General features: G+C 47.3%; 17 protein-coding genes and 1 pseudogene. 2 read left to right on the top strand and 16 right to left on the bottom strand.

The annotated features are described in order from the left end of the window. Positions 1-52 precede the first annotated feature (52 nt). From V5G21_RS13015 to pepT, 14 genes and pseudogenes are all read right to left on the bottom strand, one after another. On the bottom strand, positions 53-1,276 hold the full coding sequence (locus tag V5G21_RS13015) for a response regulator transcription factor (RefSeq protein WP_011245581.1): 1,224 nt from the start codon (positions 1,274-1,276) through the stop codon (positions 53-55). Then, on the bottom strand, positions 1,277-2,974 hold the full coding sequence (locus V5G21_RS13010) for a sensor histidine kinase (RefSeq protein WP_338464814.1): 1,698 nt from the start codon (positions 2,972-2,974) through the stop codon (positions 1,277-1,279). A 66-nt stretch (positions 2,975-3,040) separates the two neighbouring features. Further along, entirely contained in the window at positions 3,041-4,714 is a 1,674-nt protein-coding gene (locus V5G21_RS13005) for an extracellular solute-binding protein (RefSeq protein WP_011245579.1), read from the bottom strand. A gap of 153 nt (positions 4,715-4,867) precedes the next feature. Further along, positions 4,868-5,602 carry a YwiC-like family protein gene (locus tag V5G21_RS13000; protein WP_107588585.1) on the bottom strand — a complete coding sequence of 245 codons (735 nt, stop codon included), beginning with the start codon at positions 5,600-5,602 and terminating at the stop codon, positions 4,868-4,870. 63 nt (positions 5,603-5,665) lie between these two features. Beyond that, positions 5,666-7,174 (bottom strand): nitrate/nitrite transporter, encoded by a 1,509-nt coding sequence (locus V5G21_RS12995; protein ID WP_035205049.1) that lies wholly within the window; start codon positions 7,172-7,174, stop codon positions 5,666-5,668. Between the two features lie 223 nt (positions 7,175-7,397). After that, positions 7,398-8,045 (bottom strand): response regulator transcription factor, encoded by a 648-nt coding sequence (locus V5G21_RS12990; RefSeq protein ID WP_011245576.1) that lies wholly within the window; start codon positions 8,043-8,045, stop codon positions 7,398-7,400. After that, positions 8,042-9,121 (bottom strand): PAS domain-containing sensor histidine kinase, encoded by a 1,080-nt coding sequence (locus V5G21_RS12985; protein WP_011245575.1) that lies wholly within the window; start codon positions 9,119-9,121, stop codon positions 8,042-8,044. The genes V5G21_RS12990 and V5G21_RS12985 overlap by 4 nt, the downstream gene beginning before the upstream one ends. After that, positions 9,118-9,588 (bottom strand): GAF domain-containing protein, encoded by a 471-nt coding sequence (locus tag V5G21_RS12980; RefSeq protein ID WP_095236874.1) that lies wholly within the window; start codon positions 9,586-9,588, stop codon positions 9,118-9,120. Before V5G21_RS12980 ends, V5G21_RS12985 begins: the two co-directional genes overlap by 4 nt. A gap of 57 nt (positions 9,589-9,645) precedes the next feature. Continuing rightward, entirely contained in the window at positions 9,646-10,332 is a 687-nt protein-coding gene (gene narI / locus V5G21_RS12975; protein ID WP_035205053.1) for a respiratory nitrate reductase subunit gamma, read from the bottom strand. After that, positions 10,329-10,898, bottom strand: a complete 570-nt coding sequence (gene narJ, locus V5G21_RS12970) for a nitrate reductase molybdenum cofactor assembly chaperone (RefSeq protein WP_212937265.1) — start codon at positions 10,896-10,898, stop codon at positions 10,329-10,331. Before narJ ends, narI begins: the two co-directional genes overlap by 4 nt. Next, complete coding sequence (narH, locus tag V5G21_RS12965) at positions 10,891-12,426, bottom strand: nitrate reductase subunit beta (RefSeq protein WP_035205056.1); 1,536 nt, start codon at positions 12,424-12,426, stop codon at positions 10,891-10,893. Before narH ends, narJ begins: the two co-directional genes overlap by 8 nt. Continuing rightward, complete coding sequence (locus tag V5G21_RS12960; RefSeq protein ID WP_011245570.1) at positions 12,416-16,090, bottom strand: nitrate reductase subunit alpha; 3,675 nt, start codon at positions 16,088-16,090, stop codon at positions 12,416-12,418. The genes narH and V5G21_RS12960 overlap by 11 nt, the downstream gene beginning before the upstream one ends. 255 nt (positions 16,091-16,345) lie before the next feature. Then, positions 16,346-16,465 (bottom strand): annotated as a pseudogene (locus V5G21_RS12955) (iron-sulfur cluster repair di-iron protein ScdA); the annotation flags it as partial. Between the two features lie 124 nt (positions 16,466-16,589). Further along, on the bottom strand, positions 16,590-17,816 hold the full coding sequence (gene pepT / locus V5G21_RS12950) for a peptidase T (RefSeq protein WP_035205064.1): 1,227 nt from the start codon (positions 17,814-17,816) through the stop codon (positions 16,590-16,592). 316 nt (positions 17,817-18,132) lie between these two features. On the opposite strand from pepT, the gene V5G21_RS12945 reads away from it, so the two are divergent. Both V5G21_RS12945 and V5G21_RS12940 read left to right on the top strand, forming a co-directional pair. After that, positions 18,133-19,668: a PTS transporter subunit EIIC gene (locus V5G21_RS12945; protein ID WP_338464813.1), complete on the top strand. Its 1,536-nt coding sequence runs from the start codon at positions 18,133-18,135 to the stop codon at positions 19,666-19,668. A 1-nt stretch (position 19,669) separates the two neighbouring features. Further along, complete coding sequence (locus tag V5G21_RS12940) at positions 19,670-20,353, top strand: N-acetylmannosamine-6-phosphate 2-epimerase (RefSeq protein WP_011245567.1); 684 nt, start codon at positions 19,670-19,672, stop codon at positions 20,351-20,353. Between the two features lie 66 nt (positions 20,354-20,419). Here the strand turns inward: V5G21_RS12940 and V5G21_RS12935 are convergent, their stop codons facing one another. Next, the gene (locus V5G21_RS12935) at positions 20,420-21,226 is read right to left on the bottom strand and encodes a MurR/RpiR family transcriptional regulator (protein WP_011245566.1); all 807 of its coding nucleotides are present in this window, start codon (positions 21,224-21,226) and stop codon (positions 20,420-20,422) included. 154 nt (positions 21,227-21,380) lie between these two features. Continuing rightward, a complete protein-coding gene (locus V5G21_RS12930; protein WP_051881247.1) occupies positions 21,381-21,845 on the bottom strand; it encodes a GNAT family N-acetyltransferase in 465 nt (154 codons plus the stop codon). Between the last annotated feature and the right edge of the window lie 512 nt (positions 21,846-22,357).

The raw sequence follows: 22,357 nt of genomic DNA, 5'->3' as shown, positions 1-22,357 counted from the left end.
AGTCGGCAGCGGTTGCCCTTCTGTCTGAGCTGACTTCACGCAATTCACTCCTTTACCTGCTTCTAAACTCTTGTGGGGTCATATGAAACTCTCTCTTGAATACTTTGATAAAATAAGATGCATCTTTGTAGCCAAGTTTTTTTGCGATTTGCGAAACTTTCATATTTGTCTCTGCAAGGAGCTCCACCGCACGATCCATGCGTAGACGATGGATGTAATCGCTAAACTTCTCGCCTGTCTCTTCTTTAAACCGCTTCGATAAGTAGGCCGCGTTTAAAAAGAGGTGATCTGCTACCTCCTGCAAGCTAGGCTGTTCAAAAAAATGCGCTTCTACATATTCATAAACGCGAACGGCCAGCTGTTCTTTTTTATGGCGAACTTCCTGAACCAATGGCGATGTCCCTGAAAGGAAGCTTTGGTAAATCTTAGGCCCTTCTTCCCAGAACAAAAATGGCAGCGAGGTAGTCAATGTGATAGGTGCCTGGCATTGTTTTCGTAATTGCGTTTTCAGCAACAATATTTGCGGTTTCACTGCGTTTAAAAGCGATTCATCCCCCTGCGTGCGGAGAGGATAAAGCAATATGGCATAGAGGTTTTTGTACAGATTGAATGTTGCTGTTGCCGTTATTTTCGTTAGATTGCTGGCCAGCACCGATTTCATTCCATCAACATCGTCCGTTGACGGCTCCTTATGAATATGAACGAATAACCATAGTGCTTTTATGTTTGTATCCGTTGGCAAGCCGTAGCTTTTTAGCTCTTGTTTGGTTTCAAAAGTGCTCTTTTTACTGGACAGCCACGGTGCTATGACCTGTTCAAAATAATCGCCAATGTTGTTGCGAATCGCTTCCATTGAACGCTTTTGCAACTGCAACTTCTCCAATTCGCTTTTCCGTATCGACAAAGCGCGACCAACCGCTTGCATTAGTTCCTCGTCGCTGACTGGCTTTAGTAAATAATCAACTGCTTGGGCTTGAATAGCTGCTTGCGCATAGGCAAATTCTGCGTAACCAGATAGCAATAAACATTTTGGTGCATGTGGACTCTTTTCCACTTCTGCGAGCAAATCAATGCCTGACTTTCCTGGCATTCTAATATCGGTCACAACAACATCTACATTTCCTTTTTCCAAAGAGGCTAGCGCTTCGCTTGCTGAACATGCGCAATGTACACGGTTGATGCCAAGCGTTTCCCATGGCAAAGCCGATAAACCAAGCACCGTTGCTTCCTCATCATCAACAAGTAGCAATTCGAACGATTTCCCTGTATCATCCATTCAGACGACCTCCTGTTCGAATAAAATTTCGACTTTTAAACCGCCGAGCTCTGATTCCGATAGCACGAGGCCAGAGCGGCCAGCAAATGTCTGTCTTAAACGTTGATGGACGTTGCGCATGCCGTAACTTTCAGAAAGTACGTCCTCTTCAAGCATTCGTTGTAATTGATTGATTTTGCCTACGCCAAGTTTCGGGCCATTGTTTTCTACTGTCAGGCGGCAGATATTATCCCCGCTTATTTCACCGGTAATTTGGATGTATCCATCGCCTTCAATGTTTTCAATTGCATGGACAATCGCATTTTCAACAATCGGTTGTATTATGAGCCGGGGAATCGTAATCGTCTTCATTTCATCCGGAACTGCAATGTCATAGTGCAAACGCCTTTTTCGCAGCGCATGGATCGCCAAAAAATTTTCAACAAGGTTTATTTCTTCTGCTATCGTTGTTTTTTCTTCCTCCACTTTTACACGATAGCGGAAATAATCACCTAAATGCAGGGCCATTGCTTCCACAGCATTGGTGTTATTCACTTTTGCCATATTTTTAATGTAAAACAGGCAATTGTATAAAAAATGAGGATCAATTTGTGCTTGCAACAGCTTCAACGATGCCTCTTGAGAGCGGATCTTTTCAGCAAGCACCTGTTCAATCAATGTTTGTATTTGTTCAGCCATTTCATTAAATCCATTCATTGCAATGGCGAACTCTTTTTGCTTAGGCACTTTCATCCGCACGCTATAGTCGGCTCCTTTAAACGCCAAAATCCCATCTTTTAACCTGTCGATTGGCCGATGAATTTGCGTGTATAAAAGCCATGCAGCCGCAACACCAAAAAACAAGAGCATCGCTACAGTCACATAAAACCACAAGCGCGTCGTTTTAATCGGCTCTAATACCTTTTCCATAGGGACAACGTCAATTAATGCCCAGCCGAGTGAAGGAGATTGTACATAGGTGACAACGTATTCATTGTCATCTTCTTCATACGTGAACATCCCCTCCCTTTGATTGCCGCCATGTTGGTTAAATTTTTCAATCACGGCCTCGTGATTGCCGGCCGAAACAATCGCATGATGGTCTTTGTTGTAAAACAAAGCGGTTTCTTCCCCAGAAGACTCTAGTGAGAGCAAATGGGCTCGTATGCTTTCCGCATAAAGCCTTGCCTCAATGACAACATTGTTGCCGACAGGTTTCCCTTGGCTTGGGTACTGAAAATGTTGGATAAAATACGGTTTAGCATGGTCATTATGTGGTCCAGCATCCACATACGTCCACGAAGGTGATAGCGCCCCAGGCTGTTCTGGCACTTGCGGCATTGTCGAAATCGTACGTTCGCCATCAGGCAAATAGACACTTACATCGACAAGCATGTTGCTAAGTTGCTGATAAAGAAGGAGTTTTTGCTGGACTGCATCTTTATTCACAACCGCCTCATAGGGGCTCATCAGTTCGATATTACGAAGCTTGTCTACATCTGAATCAATGCTAAGCGCGATCAAAAACTGCGAAAGCTGCCAGATGTCTGCCTCCAACCTGTTTATTGTCACTTCAAGGCGGCTTAAATTACGGGAGTGCACTTCCTCACGGACAACTTGTTCGCTAACATAATAAAAGTACGTATAAAGGGCCATAACCAGTAACAGCAATAAAACGATACTAGCGACCATTTTTTGAAACAAAGATAATTGCTTCATTTTATTGGCTCTCCTCCTTCGCTTTTAGGATACAACCTATTCAGCTTGCAGAGGAGAGCTGTTTTTTTACTCTTTGTTTTCTTGAACCGATTTAAACCATTCATTCACTTCCGCTGTCATATCATCGCCACCTGAAGCTTTCCATTGGTCAACAAGAGACTCAAAATCATCAATTGGTTTTTCTCCATAAATCATTTTGCTAAAATTCTCCTTTAGCAAACTATCAAGCGTATCGCCTTTTTGGAGCATGGTGTCAGTCGGGGCTCCCGTAAACATGCTTGGAATTTGAGCATCCTCCCCATCTACGACAATCCGTGCTCCCTCCCAGGCTAGTTCTGGGTATTGTAAGTACATTTTCTTTTGGAACGGCGTTTCTGGCTCCTGTCCTCTGGCAAAATCAGCAAGTGTTTTAATATAAAGCGATGGCATCCGCGCTCCGTCAAATGTAAGCGTATATTTTACAGGATCAATGCGGCCGCCAGGAATGTCGTCATCGCTGTATTTCACTTCCCCATCTTCTATGACGTAGTCGTAGCCTTCTGCAAATCCATATTCAAATTCGCTACCTTCAGTTGGGTTGGCAAAATGATCAAACAAATAATTTTGGTAAACAAAGAATGCTTGGATTTCTTCTTCTGTCGCGTTCGCATTGATCATCACTGCCCCATTGTGAGATGAAATTCCAGTAGAACGCCCTTTTTGCCCGTCTGGACCACTTGGAATGTCGTAAGCCTGGTACTCAGCACCCTCTACATTTTGCTTTAGCTCGCTTAAAGGCCAGTCAGGCATCCAATGAGGACCAGCAATGATGCCGGCTCGCCCAGACGTGAACAGTTCCGCCGCTTTGCCCTCGTCCCAAAGGCCTGACTCTGGATGGATATAGCCTTTCTCCATCCACCGCCTCATGGTTTCCAGTCCTTCTTTTATTTCTGGTTGAACCGAGCCATGTTCTAAAGTACCATCGTCAGCTAAATTCCACTGGTCAGGCATGCCGCCATAGGCGCCAAACACCCAATCAACTTCAGACATCCATGTGTTTAAAGCATTGGCAAACCCAACAGCTAGCCCATACGTTTTCTCGCCAGTGCCAGTCGGATCTTCATTGACAAAAGCATCCATAATTTCTTCGATATCATCCATCGTTTCTGGAGGTTCGAGCCCAAGGGCGTCCATCCAGTCTTGGCGGATAAACAAGACCGAATCGCCATTCATCTCGTAATCCAAAATAGGGATAGCCATCCGCCCTTCCTCACGGATATAGGGATCCCAAGCGTGTGGATCAGCGGCCATTGCTTCTTTCCATGTGTCTGAGGCATACTTGTCAAACAGTTCACCGACTTCCATCACACGGCCAGAATCAATGAGATCTTGTGTAATATCGCTGCGCAATGCTAAAATCGACGGCAATTCTTCATTAGCTGACATGCTTAGCTGTAGCTTGGTGTCAAAGGTTTCCCCTGGCCCACTCGTTGTCCATAAATAATTCAAGTCAATATTAAATTGTTCTTTGACCCAATCTGTGTGGACATTGTCTTCTATCGTTTCCCCGTCGCGAAAGAAAATATCGCCCGACACATGCTTGATGACATTAAGCGTCACCGGCTCTTCAAACGTTTGTGGCAACTCATTTGCAGATGCGACTGGTTCGACTGAGCTTTCCTTTTGGTTTGACTCTTCGCTACACCCAGCAAGCACCAGCGTGAGCATGCCAAAACATAAATAAGTGATTTTCGTCTTCATGCTTGCTCCCCCCTCATTAATGAAAACCCTTTCATAAATGAGTGTACGCGCTTTTCTCGTTCGGATAAATAGGAGTTTTTTAAGCTTTACGGTATTTCTTTGTGAATGATCGGGCTCCCTTGAGTAAACAGAAAAAAGCCCTTAAGAGGGCTTTCAGACTGATAGAAAAATCACCACTGCCACAATAAGAAACTGAACGGCGTCGACAATTTCCAGAATGCCCACTTTCATTGGTTTCATGGTTGTACCGGAAAACTTTAGGGCGCGCAGCAGTGGAAATAAATACGCCAGGCTCAGCCATGGATTGCCGAACAACAATGGCACCGCTAAAATGACAACATGATAGATCTTCGAGTAGTATGTATATGGCCTGTTCTTCCGCTCACGAAATACGGATTTTACGAAAAACACCGTCCCGGTAAAATAGAGGAAATTAAACAGAACCACAGCCGTAAGCCCGTTATCGAACCTGCCTCCACCTAGAAAATAAGCGGCTGCACCTCCAGTGCAGAACAGCAGAATCGCACAAATATCATTGAATAGCGCGCGCTCCGCTTTTCGGCGAACGTGCCAGATATGGACCATCATGAATGCAAGCAGTACAGGCGCGAATCCTAGCAACAAAGGTTCCAGCAGCACGACTGGAATGAGAAACGCAGCAGCGCTGGCAGCATAGCCGAACCCCCATTTTAACCAGCTTCTTTTCTTGCTCCCCCTCCTTAACGCTTGCAACAATGGATAGGAAGCTAAATACAGCAACAGCCAGGCAAGGAAGAGCGGCAGATGGAGCAACACGGGCTGTGCGGCCATCATGCCGATGATATAGGGCACGCTGATCATCGCCCAGCCGCCATGCTCTCGTGGAAGGACCACTTTTGTTTTTTTCATCTCTTCGCCCCCCTTTTTCAGCCGAGTGGAGCGTGCTTGTCGCCCCTAGCTTGCTCATTTGACTCAGGCGTGCTTCCTTGGGGGGTGATCTGTAATATCGCTGAAGGTGCCGACATAATGAACGATGTCCCCGGTTTCGTCCTTTACAGCATTGATGGTTAACAGTTCGAGATACTCTTCCCCATTCTTTCTGCGGTTCCAAATTTCACCCTGCCAGCTGCCCTTCTCCATAATTTCCGTCCACATGATCTGATAAAATGCCGATGATTGCCGCCCTGATTTAAGCAAGTTTGGATTCCTGCCCAATACTTCCTCTTCTTCGTAACCCGTCAATCTCGTAAAGGCGGGATTCACAGCATGTATGCGCTTTTTAGCATCAGTCACCAAAATGCCTTGACCAGTCGAGTTGAACACTTGGGAAGCAACAGTCAATTTGTCCTGATAATACATCCATACGACTAGCACAAAGCTGGCGAGCGCAACCTGCGATAAAGCCATGAATCCAATCGAGTATTGACCTGTCACTGAATGGATGAACGAGAGCATCAACGGCGGGAAAAATCCACCCAAACCGCCCATCATCGATACGATTCCATTGACAATGCCTGCTTGTTTATTAAAATAAAACGGCACCAACTTAAAAATAATGCCGTTGCCAAGACCTGCACAAACGGCTATCGTCAGACATCCAACCGTATACAAAGCGAGTGATGGGGAAAACGCCAGCACCACCGCCGCCAATGTCATACCGATAAATACCCCCATTAGCAAAAACAAAGGCTTGAATTTATCGGCAAGCCACCCTCCAACGGGACGGAGAAACGTTGCAATCAAGATAAAGCCTGCGGTCCGCAGCCCTGCATCCACTTTCGGCAGCTCGAAGTGACTGACCAAAAAATTCGGCAAATAGACAGTGAAGGCCACAAAAGAGCCAAACGTAATGAAATAAAAGAGTGAGAAATACCATAATTTGTCGTTTTTATATACACCCTTGACCTGTTCCATAATCGGGGTTTTGACTTTCGTTTCTTTGCGGTCGCCGAAGACGGCGTTTAGGGCAACAAATACCAGCAGCAAAATTAAGTATAGTTGGACGGTAGCTGACCAGCCGATCTGCGTAGCAATGACTGGCGCTGCAAATGTCGTGATCGCCGTCCCCAAATTGCCCATTCCATATATGCCGTTTACTAGACCTAGCTTTTCCTTCGGATGGTATTTAGGTAACGAAGTGACCCCCACCGAAAACACCGCTCCTCCGATACCAAGAAACAATCCCCCGACCACGAGATGGGTAAAACTTGTCGCGATGCTGATAAAGTAAACCGGAAACAATAGCAGAATAAAACTAGTGATAAACACCATTCGCGCGCCCACGACGTTGGCGTAATAGCCGAGAGGAATCCGTAGAACCGATCCAAGAACAACAGGGATTGCGGTTAAGATAGCAACCCGATCGGCGGGAATTGCAATATCTTCCTGTATAAAGGGCAACAGCGCCGAGATGATTACCCACACCATAAACCCTAGTACTAGATTCATCGTTTGCAGCGGTAGCTGCAGCTTATTGATCATTCTCATCACCTTTTCTGTGCATAATGAATGGCTCTTGCGCTTGATCCCCGTCTCTTATTTTAAGTGAATTTATTCACAAACATAATAGGGAAGTTCCCTGATTCTTACCAAGGAACTTCCCTATGATCTTATCAACAGACTCCCTAAAGCCCTTTAAAAAGAAGTAGATAAACGAAGATTCTGCCAATCCCTAACATAATAAATGGCCGTGTAGCACACGGCTCTAAAAATCTAGCAGTTTTTTCTTCAACGCATATTCAACCAACTCCGGCCGGCTCTTCAGATTAAGCTTCTCCATGATTTTAGCCTTATGCGCCTCGACGGTCTTGACGGATACATACAGCTTCTCGGCAATCTCCTTGTTCCCAAAGCCTTTTGCAATCAACGGCAATATTTCAACCTCTCGCTGGGACAAGCCGTTGAACAGATCTTGCTCGGCCCTTTCGCTGTCTTTTTTTATGAATTCCCGGACCAAAGAAGTAGCCATTTGAGGATGAATATAAGTGCCACCAGAATGAACCGTTCGTATGGCCGATAGGAGTTCGTCATCAGGCGCGTTTTTGAGCACATACCCTGCTGCTCCATTCTTGAGTACATGAAACAAGTAATCCTCGTCATCATACATGGTCAAAATAATAATTTTCGTATCTGGAAACTCGCTGCTGATTTTGCCTGTGGCAATGAGCCCACTTTCCCCGGGGGGCATGCTTAAATCCATTAGCAGCACATCTGGACGATGCCTTGCCACCATTGCGTAGGCTTCCAGGCCATCGGCTGCGGTGGCTACCACCTCCATATCCGGCTGATAGTTCAAAATCATAGAAAACCCGCTTCGAACGACAGCATGATCGTCTGCAATGACAATTTTCATGCCCCCACCTCCCGTTTCTCCTTTATCTTCGGCAGCGGGATGCTTAGCTGAACAGTAGTCCCTTCGCCCACGGCGGAGTGGATCGTAAACTGACCGCCCACCAGCTCGGTCCGCTCACGCATTCCATACAAACCGAGTCCAGTTCCCTTTGCTTCGTTAATGACCATATCAAATCCCACGCCCTCATCTCTAACCACCAGTTGAAGCTGACCGTGCTCCTCGCACAGCCGCACGTAGACCTCATCAGTTTCTGCATACTTCAAGGCGTTAAGCACGGCCTCTTGACATACACGATAAACGACCGTCTCAATTTCGCTTCCATAGCGAGCTGCGGCAAGCTCTGCGGAAAACTTCACCAGCAGTCCGTAATTTTTCTCCATCCACTTAAAATGGGAGCGAAAGGCTGCTTCCAGCCCGAGATCATCTAGCGAAGAGGGGCGCAGCTCCACCGCTAAATGGCGGATGTCATCGAGCAGCCGTGTCAAAGATTGCTCGGTATGCTGGAGCTTCTTCAGCACATCTTCCCCGACATCCATATATTTGACAACACGCAGGTCGACGAGTGAGCTTAACAGTTCCTGGGCTACGCTGTCATGAAGCTCCCGAGAAATCCGCTTACGCTCGTCCTCCTGTGCTTTAATGACATATTTAAGCATATGATTGCGCTGTAGCATCTCCTGCGTTTTCTGCTGCTTCGTCAGATCCAGCAACATGAGCACCCGCACGCCAGCTTCCTCGTCAATCGTATGGTAGCTCGCGGCAAACGGAACGACAGCCCCATCCTTTGTCTTAAGAAACAATTGAAAGGATGAAAACTCTCCTTGGGGATAATCGAGGTAGCAATTGGCACAAGAGATCAGTTCTTGTTCATCCGTGTAGCCTTTGCAAGTTTGACAGAACGATTCGTCAGTTCCGGCGCGAATTCGCCTAATGACTTGCGGGTCAATAATCTGCTCCGCCGCGGGATTCATATCAATCACGTTGCCTTCTTCATCGATGAAGATCATAGCCTCCATGCTATTCCGGTACAGCTTGTTCATCAATTCGCTCAAGTGTTCCCCGGTCATCGTTTTCAAGGCTGTGACACCTCCCTGATCTGAAAAGCTCCAAACGTCGAGCCTAAGCTTTCTTGGAAGCTCGCAAACGATGGTTGATTTAAAACATTCTCCTTGCGAAAGCCGACTAACAGCACGCCAACGACACGCGCCCCTTCCCATAGCGGCAACGCCCCGAGGCTTTTCAACTGTTCTGACACAATAATAGGATAATTGAACAAGTCCCTTGTGCCGATATCGCTGTTCACATTTTGGAGCAGTATTGCTTTTCCTGTTTTAAAAACGATCCCGGCAACGCCTTTGCCTGAATGGAGCACAATCCGCTTGTACCGGTCATTCATGTTCCCGGACACATACTGCCACGTTAATACAAACCGATCTTCGGCCGGCTGGACGAGAGCTAGAGATACAAAGTCAAACTTCCATCTCTTCCGGATGTCGTCAATCTCCTGTTGATAATTGATTGAAGGGAGATCCGCCATTGTCATAACCATAACTCCTCTGGCGTAGAAAAGAAGGCTGCTTTAGCCTTCTCTTAGCTACGTTCATATTTTACGGTGCTTTCTATAAAGGATATATCGTCTACCGATATAATTCAACGGCACACTCCATACATGGACAAGTCTAGTAAACGGCCACAACGCAAAAATGAGCAAGCCAGCAGTAATATGAATTTTAAATGACAGCGGCACGTCTATCATTAAGCCCGCGTCCGGCCGGAAGAGAAAAAGCTGGCGAAACCAGACCGACACCGTCTCCCGGTAATTGAAGTCCGGCTGCAGAGCATTGGTGACAAGGGTGCTGTACATGCCTACCGCTACAATAAACAGCAGCAGGACATTTACGATCATATCCGAGGCGGAGCTGAGCTGGCGCACATTTTTCATCGTAAATCGTCGAAAAGTAAGCAGGACCATTCCAGCAAGAGTTAAAAATCCGAACGCGCTGCCTATATATACGGCTCCGATATGGTATAGATGTTCATTCACACCGACTGCCTCCATCCAGGACTGGGGTATGCCCAGTCCTGCCACATGGCCCATAATGACCGGGATGATGCCTAAGTGAAACATCAGGCTGCCTGCCCTTAGTCTTTTTTTCTCAACAAACTCGCTCGACTTCGCCGTCCAGTTAAACTGGTCTGTTCGATACCGGTAGATATGTCCGACCACAAAAACAGAGAAACATATATAAGGGTAAATCACCCACAAAAACGGATCCATTATACTCATGTGCCTGGAGCCTCCTGTATAACGCATACCTTAAACGTTTCCCGCAGTCCCTTAATTAGATGAAAATAAGGGCTGTCTGCTTTTTCTAAAGCATTTAGCAAATGATAAGTTCCATCCTCCATTACCGCCAGCATCAAATCCAGGCTGCTTGCAGCTTGCTGCTCATGGCCCTGCCAAGGGGCGGCGTACAGAAATTCACACATGAGCGGCAAGTAATCTGAGAGTTCGGTGCCTTCGATCGCAAGACCAAACAGCTCATATGCTTGTTTGAGCCGTACGAGGAGCGCTCCCCGCTCCCGGCTGTCCTCATATTTGTAAAAGGTCATGTACAAGGTTGTGTCTTTTTGAAAATCAAACGTCTTCACATACATCTCTTCGATCTGCTCGAAGCTGTAATTTTGCATGAGATGCCAGTATTTCTGGAGTGAAGGATGGGCCGGGTGTCCGGCAGTCAGCGCTTCCGTCCACACATCAGGATGAAAATCCAACTTCTCTGGGTACATAAGCTGGCGGGCAAAAAAGGCGAATCGTGACTTCTGCTCATGTAGCTTCTCAAGATCAATCACGCCAAATCCCCCCGTAGAAATTTTCTTCATACATCTCTTTGCCGCTTTTGCCGCCAAAGCCCTCTGGGCCGCAGCCCGTGCAACCGAGCCCAAAGCCTTCATCCCCTTGGGAGCGATACACATCCATGTACGCCTCCTTATGCGAAGTAGGGATGACAAACCGATCTTCATATTTGGCAATTGCCAGCAAACGATACATTTCTTTCACCTGAGTTGAAGTGAGCCCCACCCGTGTTAAGCGACGTTCGTCAAAGGCAGCGCCAGAGGAGACGGCCCGCATCATCGATCTCATCATGGCCATTTTCTGAAGCGCTCCCTTTACCGTCTCGGTATCCCCGGCCGTAAGCAAGTTCGCTAAATACTGAATCGGCGTGCGCATCTCCTCGATCGCAGGGAATATTAAATCTGGGTTCCCGATCGAATCCTTGCCTTCAAATAGATTCATGATCGGGCTGAGCGGCGGTACATACCAGACCATCGGCAGCGTCCGGTACTCTGGATGAAGTGGAAATGCCAGCTTGTATTCAATTGCCAGCTTATACACAGGCGACTGCTGTGCCGCTTCGATCCATTCCTCAGGAAGCCCATCTGCCCGGGCCTGGGCAATAATGGCCGGATCGTTCGGGTCAAGAAACAAATCACACTGAGACTGGTACAAATCCTGCTCATTCGCTACGGAAGCCGCTTCTTGTACACGATCGGCGTCGTAGAGCAGCACGCCGAGATAGCGGATCCGTCCAGTACACGTTTCGGAGCAGACAGTCGGCAAACCGGCTTCGATTCTTGGAAAGCAAAATGTACATTTCTCCGCTTTATTCGTTTTCCAGTTGAAATACACTTTTTTGTAAGGACAGCCTGTCATACAGTACCGCCAGCCCCGGCAAGCTTCCTGGTCAACTAGTACAATTCCATCCTCATCGCGCTTATACATCGCCCCTGACGGGCAGGAAGCGACACAGCTCGGATTGAGGCAGTGTTCGCACAACCGTGGCAAATACATCATAAACGTTTGCTCAAAGTTGAACTTGATTTCTTCTTCGATCTTTTCGATATTCGGATCGCGGGGGCCTGTTACGTGGCCTCCCGCAAGATCATCCTCCCAATTGGGTCCCCACTCTAGATCCATCGTGTCCCCGGTCACTGCCGATTTCGGACGGGCTACTGGCTGATGCTTCTTCTCCCCAGCGTTTGTCAAATGTTCATAGTTGTAAGTCCACGGTTCATAGTAATCCTTCATTTCCGGCATATCAGGATTGTGAAAAATGCTGCCAAGGGCGATTTTGGACAACTTGCTGCCAGATTTCAGTTCCAACTTGCCGTTTTTAAGTGTCCAGCCCCCTTTGTATTGTTCCTGATCCTCCCAGCGAACCGGGTATCCGATCCCCGGTTTTGTCTCGACATTGTTGAACCATATATACTCGGCCCCTGGTCGGTTGGTCCACGTACTCTTGCAAGTCACGCTGCAAGTATGGCAACCAATGCATTTATCTAAATTCATCACCATGGCCACTTGCGCTTTAATCTTCAAGCCAATCCACCTCTTTCATTTTGCGAACAGCCACGTACACATCCCGTTGGTTTCCGATCGGTCCGTAGTAATTAAATCCATAGCTCAGTTGGGCATAGCCCCCGACTACTTGTGTCGGCTTCACGTGGATCCGAGTCGGGGCATTGTGACTACCGCCGCGGTTTTTCGTAATTTCGGAGCCTGGGACGTAAATATGTTTGTCTTGGGCATGGTACATAAACATCGTCCCTTTTGGCATCCGATGGCTAACGACAGCTCTGGCTGTGACCACTCCATTTCGGTTGTATACCTCGAGCCAGTCGTTGTCCTGAATGTGATGAGCAGCAGCGTCTTCATTGTTCAGCCATACTGTCGGCCCGCCCCGGAATAGTGTCAGCATGTGCAGATTATCCTGATACGTGCTGTGGATATTCCACTTCCCATGTGGTGTTAAATAACGCAGCACGAGCGTTTCGTCGCTGCCATCCACCTGCCTGTCGCGAGGCCCAAATACCATCGGCGGCAACGTCGGTTTGTACACTGGCAGCGCTTCGCCGAATTGCAGAAAAATCTCATGATCGATATAAAAATGTTGTCTGCCAGTCAATGTCCTAAAAGGTACCAAGCGTTCAATATTGGTCGTAAATGGGGAATACCTTCTTCCCATCTTATTGGATCCGGTAAACACCGGTGTTGGGATAACTTCCCGTGGCTGGGCCGTGATGCTTTGGAACGTAATCCGCTCCGCTGACCGATCCGCTGAAATATCTGCAAGCTGGACGCCGGTATCCTGTTCGAGCGCCTCCCAGGCACGCTGGGATACACGGCCGTTGGTGGCTGATGATAGCGTCAATATGGTTTCAGCCGCATGACGTGCCGTATACAATTTCGGCAGTCCCTGCTTAATCGTGTCGTCCTCATAGATGCCGTTGATCCGCTTCAGTTCCTCGTATTCCTCGGCCACCGGGAAGCTGACGCCGTGCGCCCCTACCTTGCCGTTGGCCAGTCCTGGGCCAAGCGAAATATATTTGTTATAAATTTGTGTATAGTCCCGTTCCACAATCGTCAAATTCGGCATCGTTTTGCCAGGCACCGCTTCAATCTCGCCCTTGCGCCAATCCTTGACGACGCCATAAGGCTGGGCAATTTCACTCGCAGAATCATGGGCGAGCGGCGTAGCGACCAAATCTTTGTGTACGCCGGGGAGGTGGTCTTTGGCCATTTCTGAAAAGGTCTTGGCAAGGGTTCTGTAAATATCCCAGTCTGAGCGCGATTCCCACAGAGGATCAACGGCCGGATTAAACGGATGGACGAACGGATGCATATCGGTTGAAGAGAGATCCGTCTTCTCGTACCAAGTTGCTGCAGGCAGGACGATATCGGCATAAATCGGCGTTGCAGTCATGCGAAAATCAAGCGCAACTAGCAGGTCTAGCTTGCCGACTGCTTCTTCCCGCCAGACCATCTCCTCTGGCTTTTGCTCCTCGTTCGGAGAAGAGAGCAAATTATCCGACGTGCCTAGCAGATGTTTCATAAAATATTCCTGCCCCTTAGCCGAGCTGGAAATTAGGTTAGACCGCCATACAAACATCGTGCGCGGAAAATTTTCCGGTGCATCGGGATCCTCGGCCGCAAATGTGGTTTTGCCAGAGACGATTTGCTCATAAGCATGCTTGACGATGTCCTCGTTGTTTGTTTTTCCTTGCTGCTTCGCCTCCTCTGCAAACGCTAGACTGCTCTTGTTGAACTGAGGATAGGACGGGAGCCAGCCAAGCCTTGCAGCCAGAACGTTGTAATCGGCAGGATGGGTGTACCGAGTTTCGCCACCAGTAGGCGATTTCAACGATTCGGTGTCCATCTCCTCATACTTCCATTGATCGGTGGCAAAGTAGAAGAAGGAAGTCGCGTTTTGTTGCCGCGGTGGCCCCTGCCAATCTTTCGCAAACGCTACAGTTGACCAGCCTTCGATTGGGCGGCATTTTTCTTGACCGACATAATGGGCCCACCCGCCTCCATTGACGCCTTGAGATGCGGTAAGGATAACCAAGTTCAGAATGGCTCTGTAGATTGTGTCGCTGTTGAACCAGTGATTGATCCCAGCTCCCATAATGATCATGGAGCGTCCACCTGTATCCAAAGAATTCTGGGCAAATTCCCGGGCAATTTGTACGACAACGGAGGCTTTCACACCAGTGATGCTCTCCTGCCAAGCAGGCGTGTACTTCGAGGTTTCATCCTCATAGCCATCAGCCTCCCACTCGCTTCCGATACGCTGGATGCCGTACTGGCTCAGCATTAAGTCGTACACAGTTGCTGCCAGACGTTTCGTTCCATCGGCCAACTGGATCGTTCGGACGGGAATCACCCGTTTAAATGTGCCGCTGCCTGCGTTATCAAAGAACGGAAAATAAATCGTTTGAAACGCCTCTCCATGGGGTTCCACCGAGAGTGCAGGCGATATCACCGAACCGTCCTCGCGCTCCAAAATGAGGTTCCACTGTTTCCCCTCTTCCCAGCGCTGTCCCATCGTCCCGTTAGGCACCAAAACTTCTTCTGTTGTTTCATCAATAAGAACTGGCTTCCATTCCGCATGAGGGGACGTTTCCCCGAGATCACTTGCCCGGAGGAAGCGCCCTGCTTTATAGCCGTCCTCAAACTCCTCTAACAAAATTAGAAAAGGCATATCTGTATACTGCTTCGCATAATCCAGGAACATCGGCTCCTGGCGTTTATGATAATATTCGTTCAAAATAACATGAGTCATTGCCTGAGCAATCGCTGCATCAGTTCCAGGATTCGGCGCCAGCCAGTTATCAGCAAATTTAACGTTTTCGGCGTAATCTGGAGCAACAGAAACTACCTTGGTTCCTTTATAGCGTACCTCGGTCATGAAATGGGCATCTGGCGTGCGTGTCAGCGGTACATTCGACCCCCACATAATAAGGTAGCCGGCGTTATACCAGTCGCTCGATTCTGGCACATCGGTTTGCTCTCCCCAAATTTGCGGAGAAGCAGGCGGAAGATCGGCATACCAATCATAAAAGCTAAGCATCTCGCCTCCCAGCAGAGAAATAAAGCGAGAGCCTGAGGCATAGCTGATCATCGACATTGCCGGAATCGGCGTGAATCCGGCTATCCGGTCTGGACCGTATTTGCGTATCGTATAGATTAACTGGGCGGAGATTAGCTGTGTCGCATCCTGCCAGGATACGCGAACATGGCCGCCCTTTCCTCGTGCCTGCTTGTATGAGTTAGCCTTCTCGGGATCCTCCACAATGCTTGCCCAAGCGGCGACTGGATCATCGTGCTGCTTAAGGGCCTCTTTCCAGAGCCGCCATAGCCGTCCACGCATATAAGGATATTTCACGCGCAACGGACTGTACTCATACCAGGAGAATGAGGCTCCCCTCGGACAGCCTCGCGGTTCAAATTCAGGCATATCCGGCCCGCAGGAAGGATAATCAATCTGCTGGTTTTCCCACGTAATGATGCCACTCTTCACAAACACCTTCCAGCTGCAGGAGCCGGTACAGTTAACCCCATGGGTGGTTCTGACCACCTTGTCATGGGACCACCGGTTTCGGTACATATCCTCCCATTCCCGGCTCTTCTCCTCGAGAATGGACCAATTGTCCGAATAGCTTTCTACTTTTTTAAAGAATGTCAATCCCTTGTTTCGTTTCATAGGACGCTTCAACTCCTTGTGCTTGAATGACGATGATTGGCGGGGAATCAATGCGTCGTCCATTCGTATACCTTTATTATGAAGAATCCACCGCGGCTGCTCCTATTAGGGAAACGCCTATATTGCTTCGTGAACTCCCTTGTTTTGCGGGATGAACCGTTCTAACCCAACAAAAAACGCCGCTCGGATCTTATCGATCCGAACGGCATTTTTCAACGATTCTATATTTGATTGGTTTTTAAGCTTTGGTTTCCATCATATCACTGTACAGACATTCCGGAATAATATGTTGTTTTCTAGATGAATATGATCATACGTATCTTGTTCAAGGTAGGCAAGGCGCTGATATACAAGACGATAAGTACCGCAAGCATCAGCCGCACGGTTCCATTGCTCGGCAGTGCTTGTCTTGTTTTCTAACGGCCTTTCTCCACACAGCCTTCGCCTCAAACAGCGATTTTGCTTATAGAAGTGCTTCCCCGTCATCAGGCGGCATCACTTATTTTGCCCGCTGAGCAACAAGATTGGCGATATTGACAATCACATGGACTGCTTTTTCCATATTATCTACTGACACATATTCATAGCGGCCGTGGTAGTTTTCTCCTCCAGTAAAAATGTTTGGTGTAGGCAACCCTTTATAAGAAAGTTGCGAGCCATCGGTGCCGCCACGAATCGGCCCTACTTTCGGGTCAATGCCAAGCTTCTCCATCGCCTCCAACGCAACCTCGACTATCTCCTTCTGTGGCTCTATTTTTTCACGCATATTGTAATATTGGTCACGAAGCTCAATGGATACTTTTCCCTTTCCATGCTTTTCTTGCATTTCCCAGGCAATGGCCTCCATTTTTGCTTTCCTATTTGCAAATTGCTGACGGTCAAAATCACGAATAATATAATGGAGTTCAGCAAAATCAGCATTGCCTTCCATTGAAAGCAAGTGGTAAAAGCCTTCATAGCCTTCCGTGAATTCTGGCGCTTCGTTCGCTGGAAGCTGTGAATGGTATTCGATCGCCCGTTTGATCGCATTCACCATTTTATTTTTGGCCGTTCCCGGATGAGTGCTAACGCCATAAAAGCTGACTTTTGCTGCCGCCGCGTTGAAACTCTCATATTGGAATTGGCCTAAAGGTCCGCCATCAAGCGTATAAGCAAAGGCAGCGCCAAAAGCATCAACATCAAAATGAGCCGGTCCCCGTCCAATTTCCTCATCTGGCGTAAAGGCAACACGAATCTTCCCATGCTCTATTTCTGGATGCTTAATCAAATAATCCATTGCTGTCATTATCTCGGCAATCCCGGCTTTGTCGTCGGCGCCAAGCAGCGTGGTTCCGTCTGTGGTAATCAACGTATGGCCTTCGTACCCTGCTAATTCCGGGAATTGCTTAGGCGAGAGCACGTAGCCATGGCCAAGCTCAATGTCACCGCCGTTGTACTCGTGCACTTGCGGATTAACGTTTTTGCCTGTAAATTCCGTTGCCGTATCAAGATGAGCAAGAAAGCCAATAGTCGGGACTTCCTTATTCGTATTGCTTTCCAATGTCGCCATCACATAGCCATTATCGTCCATCGTCACTTCTGTTAAGCCAAGCGCTTTCAACTCTTCTACAAGGATGCGGCCTAGTTCCAATTGTCCTTCTGTTGTCGGAACAGTATTGCTCGCCTCTGTTGATTGTGTGTCCACTTTGGCATAGCGAGTAAAGCGGTCAATGATCTCTTGTTTCATATTTTGCAATCCCTTCACCGATTTGGTTTATTTCTTTCCATTATAGCAAAAACCGCAGAAGAAACAGAAAAATGCACTCTACATTATTTTCTCGCTAACTGGAAACAGTCGCAGTGACCTCTACTCAAGTATTCAACGTACAGATGATAGAAGCGAGGGATAAATCGTTTAAAGCTGAGGAAAAATGAATTTAGCAAATGCCTCTCTTCTCATTCATCTATGAAAGAGTCAAACCGCTTTCATTTATTTCCATTGCCAAATTAGGAAAACAACTATATAATCTTTGTAAATAATTTACCTATAAGGAGTGAAAATGATGAGTGTTTTCTTTGAAAAAGCACAACGGTTCGGTAAATCGTTTATGCTTCCCATCGCCGTGTTACCTGCCGCTGGTTTACTATTAGGCATTGGCGGCGCTTTAAGCAACCCGAATACGCTGGTTGCTTATCCGTTTTTGGACCAGCCGTTTTTGCAAGGCTTGTTTACGATCATGAGCTCAGCAGGAAACATTGTCTTTACTAATCTTCCGCTTTTATTTGCGATCGGCCTTGCGGTCGGACTAGCACGGGCCGATAAAGGCACCGTCGGCCTTGCCGCCGTTATCGGCTACTTTGTTATGAATGCGACGATTAATGCCATGCTAACGATTACCGGCACGCTCGCGGAGGACTCTCTTGCTGATGTCGGCCAAGGGATGAGCGTAGGCATTCAAACACTGGAAACAGGCGTTTTTGGCGGTGTACTCGTCGGAATTATGGCGTATGTTCTCCATAAACGTTACTATAAAATTGAGCTCCCTCGTTTTCTTGGTTTCTTTGGCGGCTCCCGTTTTATTCCGATTATTACCTCTGTCGTTGCGATGGTTCTTGGTGTCCTATTGTTTTATGTATGGCCCTTTATTCAACAAGGCATTTTCTCGCTCGGTTCTTTAGTAGAAATGACCGGCTATATTGGAACATTTTTATACGGCTTTATTCTACGTTTGTTAGGGCCATTTGGCTTGCACCATATTTTTTACATGCCATTTTGGACAACAAGCCTTGGCGGCTCGATGATTGTCGATGGCACACTTGTCGAAGGCACACAGCGAATTTTCTTCGCACAGCTCGCTGATCCAAGCGTGACTCAATTCTACGAAGGCACTTCTCGCTTTATGTCCGGGCGTTTTATTACGATGATGTTCGGTTTGCTCGGTGCATGCTTAGCCATTTACCACACAGCAAAACCTAAAAACAAAAAGATCGTTGCTGGCCTTTTACTCTCAGCAGGGCTCACTTCCTTTTTGACAGGCATTACTGAGCCAATTGAGTTCTCATTCCTGTTCATTGCTCCTGCTCTTTATGTCGTCCATGCCTTTTTTGATGGTCTCGCCTTTATGCTCGCCCACATCTTTTCGATTACAATCGGGCAGACATTTTCTGGCGGCTTCATCGATTTTATGTTGTTCGGCGTGCTTCAAGGCAACGATAAAACCAATTGGGTGTTTGTCCCGCTTATTGGCATTGTCTGGTTTTTCCTTTACTATTTCACGTTCCGCTTTATGATTAGGAAATTCAATTACAAGACGCCAGGCCGAGAAGACGAGGAAATCACTGCACAAACTGTATCTGGCACAGAGAGAGCCACCGCCATCGTCGCTGCTCTCGGGGCTGCGGCAAACATTAAAGATGTTGATGCCTGCGCTACCCGCCTTCGCGTTAGTGTCCAAGATGGTGAGAAAGTCGATAAAGATCAATTCAAAGCAACAGGCGCCAAAGGTGTTATTGTTAACGGCAATGGCGTACAAGTGATCTACGGACCGGAAGTGACGGTCATTCGTAATGAAGTTGATGAACTGTTAGGAGATAAATGACATGCATGCTGTGTTAAAAAAAATGAAAAACAAACTGGTCGTTTCCTGCCAAGCATTAGAAGAAGAACCGCTTCATTCTTCCTTTATTATGGGGCGCATGGCTCTCGCCGCTAAACAAGGCGGCGCTTCAGGAATTCGCGCCAATTCGAAAGAAGACATACTTGAAATCAAATCAACGGTCGACTTGCCTGTCATCGGAATTGTGAAGCGCCATTATCCAGGAAGCGACGTTTATATTACGGCGACAATGACGGAAGTGGACGAATTAATGGAAGCCAACGTGGACATGATTGCCATGGATGCGACCAAACAAAAACGCCCTAAGCAATCGCTGGCGGAAATGGTAGCAGCAATCCGCAACCAGTATCCGTCCGTTGCCCTTATGGCGGACGTTTCTACGTTGGAAGAAGCAATCGAAGCAGACCGCCTTGGCTTTGACTGCATCTCGACCACATTAGTCGGCTATACCGCTTATACCGCTGGCGCGTCGGCGTCAGACAATGATTTTGCTCTTTTAAAAGAGATGGTCCAAGCGGTGAAAGCGCCAGTCATCGCAGAAGGAAAAATGAACACTCCTGCCCTTGCCAAATGTGCTCTTAAAGCAGGCGCCCACAGCGTTGTTGTCGGTGGAGCGATTACCCGCCCTCAGCAAATCACAAAGACGTTTGTGGAAGCCTTGCAGTAAAATTCAGTTATAGACAAAACGCCTTTGGGAATGATCTCAAAGGCGTTTTGTTTATAGCAGCGGCTACTAGATCTTTTTTAATTGGCTGAGCGCGTGAAGTGTTTTTCGGCGCGCTTTTGCTCGTTCTTCATTTTGGGCGAGTACAAGGCTGATTAAATCAAGCACGTGGACGATGGAGAGCTGGGCGTTGAGAAAGCCACGGGCGTAAAAAGGTTTAGGGCTGAAACTTAATAGCAGCAAGTCTGCCATTTCGCTTAATGGCGTATGTTCATGGTTCGTCAACAAAATGACCGTTGCCCCATTTTCTTTGGCTAACGCTACCGCTTCCTGAATATCAACGGTATGGCCAGAATTTGAAATGGCGAGAACCACATCAGCCGCTGTCAAAAGCGAGGCGTTCATCACCATTGTATGGGAATCGATATGGCAGTCAACGCGCATCCCCATCCGCATTAGCCGAAACTTCATTTCCTGACCAGACAAGCCTGAACTACCGATTCCATAAATTTCAATCCGGTTCGCGTTCTCAAGCAATGTAGCCGCTTGGACAATGTCGTCCTGATTTATCAGTTCCCGACTTCCGCCAATAATCGCTTTGTAAATCGACTCCATTTCAGCGATTAGTTCTCCGCCCTCTTCTTCTGTTCGAATGCTGTCTCTCACCGACATTTTAAATTCAACAAAATTGGCGGCTCCGACTTTTCGGCAAAAACGGGTGATTGTCGCTACAGAAACACTGCATTTTGCCGCCAAGTCTTTAATATGGATATTGGCAAGTTCTTCTGGCGCGCTCATCACATAATCAGCAATACGTTTCTCCGCAGCGCTGAGCGCATGATAATTCACTTGGATTTGTTGCAGCATTGGCAACATGAGCGAAACCTCCCTGCCGTTCTTTCTCTATCATACACGATTTTTCGTCGTTTTACCCTTTAAGCGATATCCGACTTTAACTAACAAATTAAGACAAGGCTCAAAATAGCGTACATTCTTGAGGGCATTCGCAACATGAATCACTATGAAACCATTACACGCCATCCCTGTTAAGTTCCTTGATCATCGAGCATGTTTCTACTTGATAGCCGGCCTTTTGATAAAGAGAAATAGCACGCTTATTTGCTCCAAAAACATCTAATTTCAAGTATGTATAGCCATGATCCTTGGCCCATTGCTCCCCTTTTGCTAATAACCTTTTGCCAACATTCTTTCCCTCATGCTCACTAGCAACCACAAGAGCAGCCACATACCCTTGCTTTTCCTCTGTAAAATAATGCATGTGTTCGCGAAGAGCAATATACCCGACAACCGCCTCTTCTTCTTTGGCGACATAGATCGTAAACGATGGATCGGTTAATGTTTCATTTAGCAACGTTTCTTGTTTTCGTCTGAATGATGTGAAATCATTGACGCCAACCACATCCGTCCTGTTCAAACGGACGGCTAATGCGACAATTTGAGCTTTATCATTTTCCTTCATCTCCCTAATAACCATCGTTTCCTCACTCCTATCTTCAATTATAAACCATCTCCTACTATCCAATTTTTGAAGTTATTTTAAAGTCAAATCTCTTAATCAATACCTACTTACGCGAACTTATGTTCTCATATCTTTAAATATGGTATAATAAAACAAGGCAATTGAATAAGGCTTTGGAGTGGTCGTTCGCCCCCTTGCATGTTTTTGCTAACGAAAGGGGGTGAGGCCTTGACAGTATTTGAAACGCTAGTTGTCACGTTTGCAGCAGCAAACCTACTCGTTGCCATACTGTCGTATAAGAAAGACAAATAACCACTCCTAAGCCCGGGAAGCTAGAGTGGTTATTGGAATCACTTAGGCGAACGCCCCTTTAGGGCATTCAATTGCCGCTGGCCTCGGTGTTCGCGCACCAGGCCTTTTTTATCCTATGTCTTTGTATCCTTATTATACCGGCGATTTGGCCTAAACGCAAACGGAGCTTATCAAAAAGGCATTGTAGCGGCATTTGCCGTTTTAGACTCTCCCCC

This window comes from Shouchella rhizosphaerae, from assembly GCF_036700015.1.
Classification (GTDB): domain Bacteria; phylum Bacillota; class Bacilli; order Bacillales; family Bacillaceae_D; genus Shouchella; species Shouchella rhizosphaerae.
Note: the sequence above shows the minus strand (reverse complement) of the source record. Positions and strands in the feature narration are given on the sequence as shown.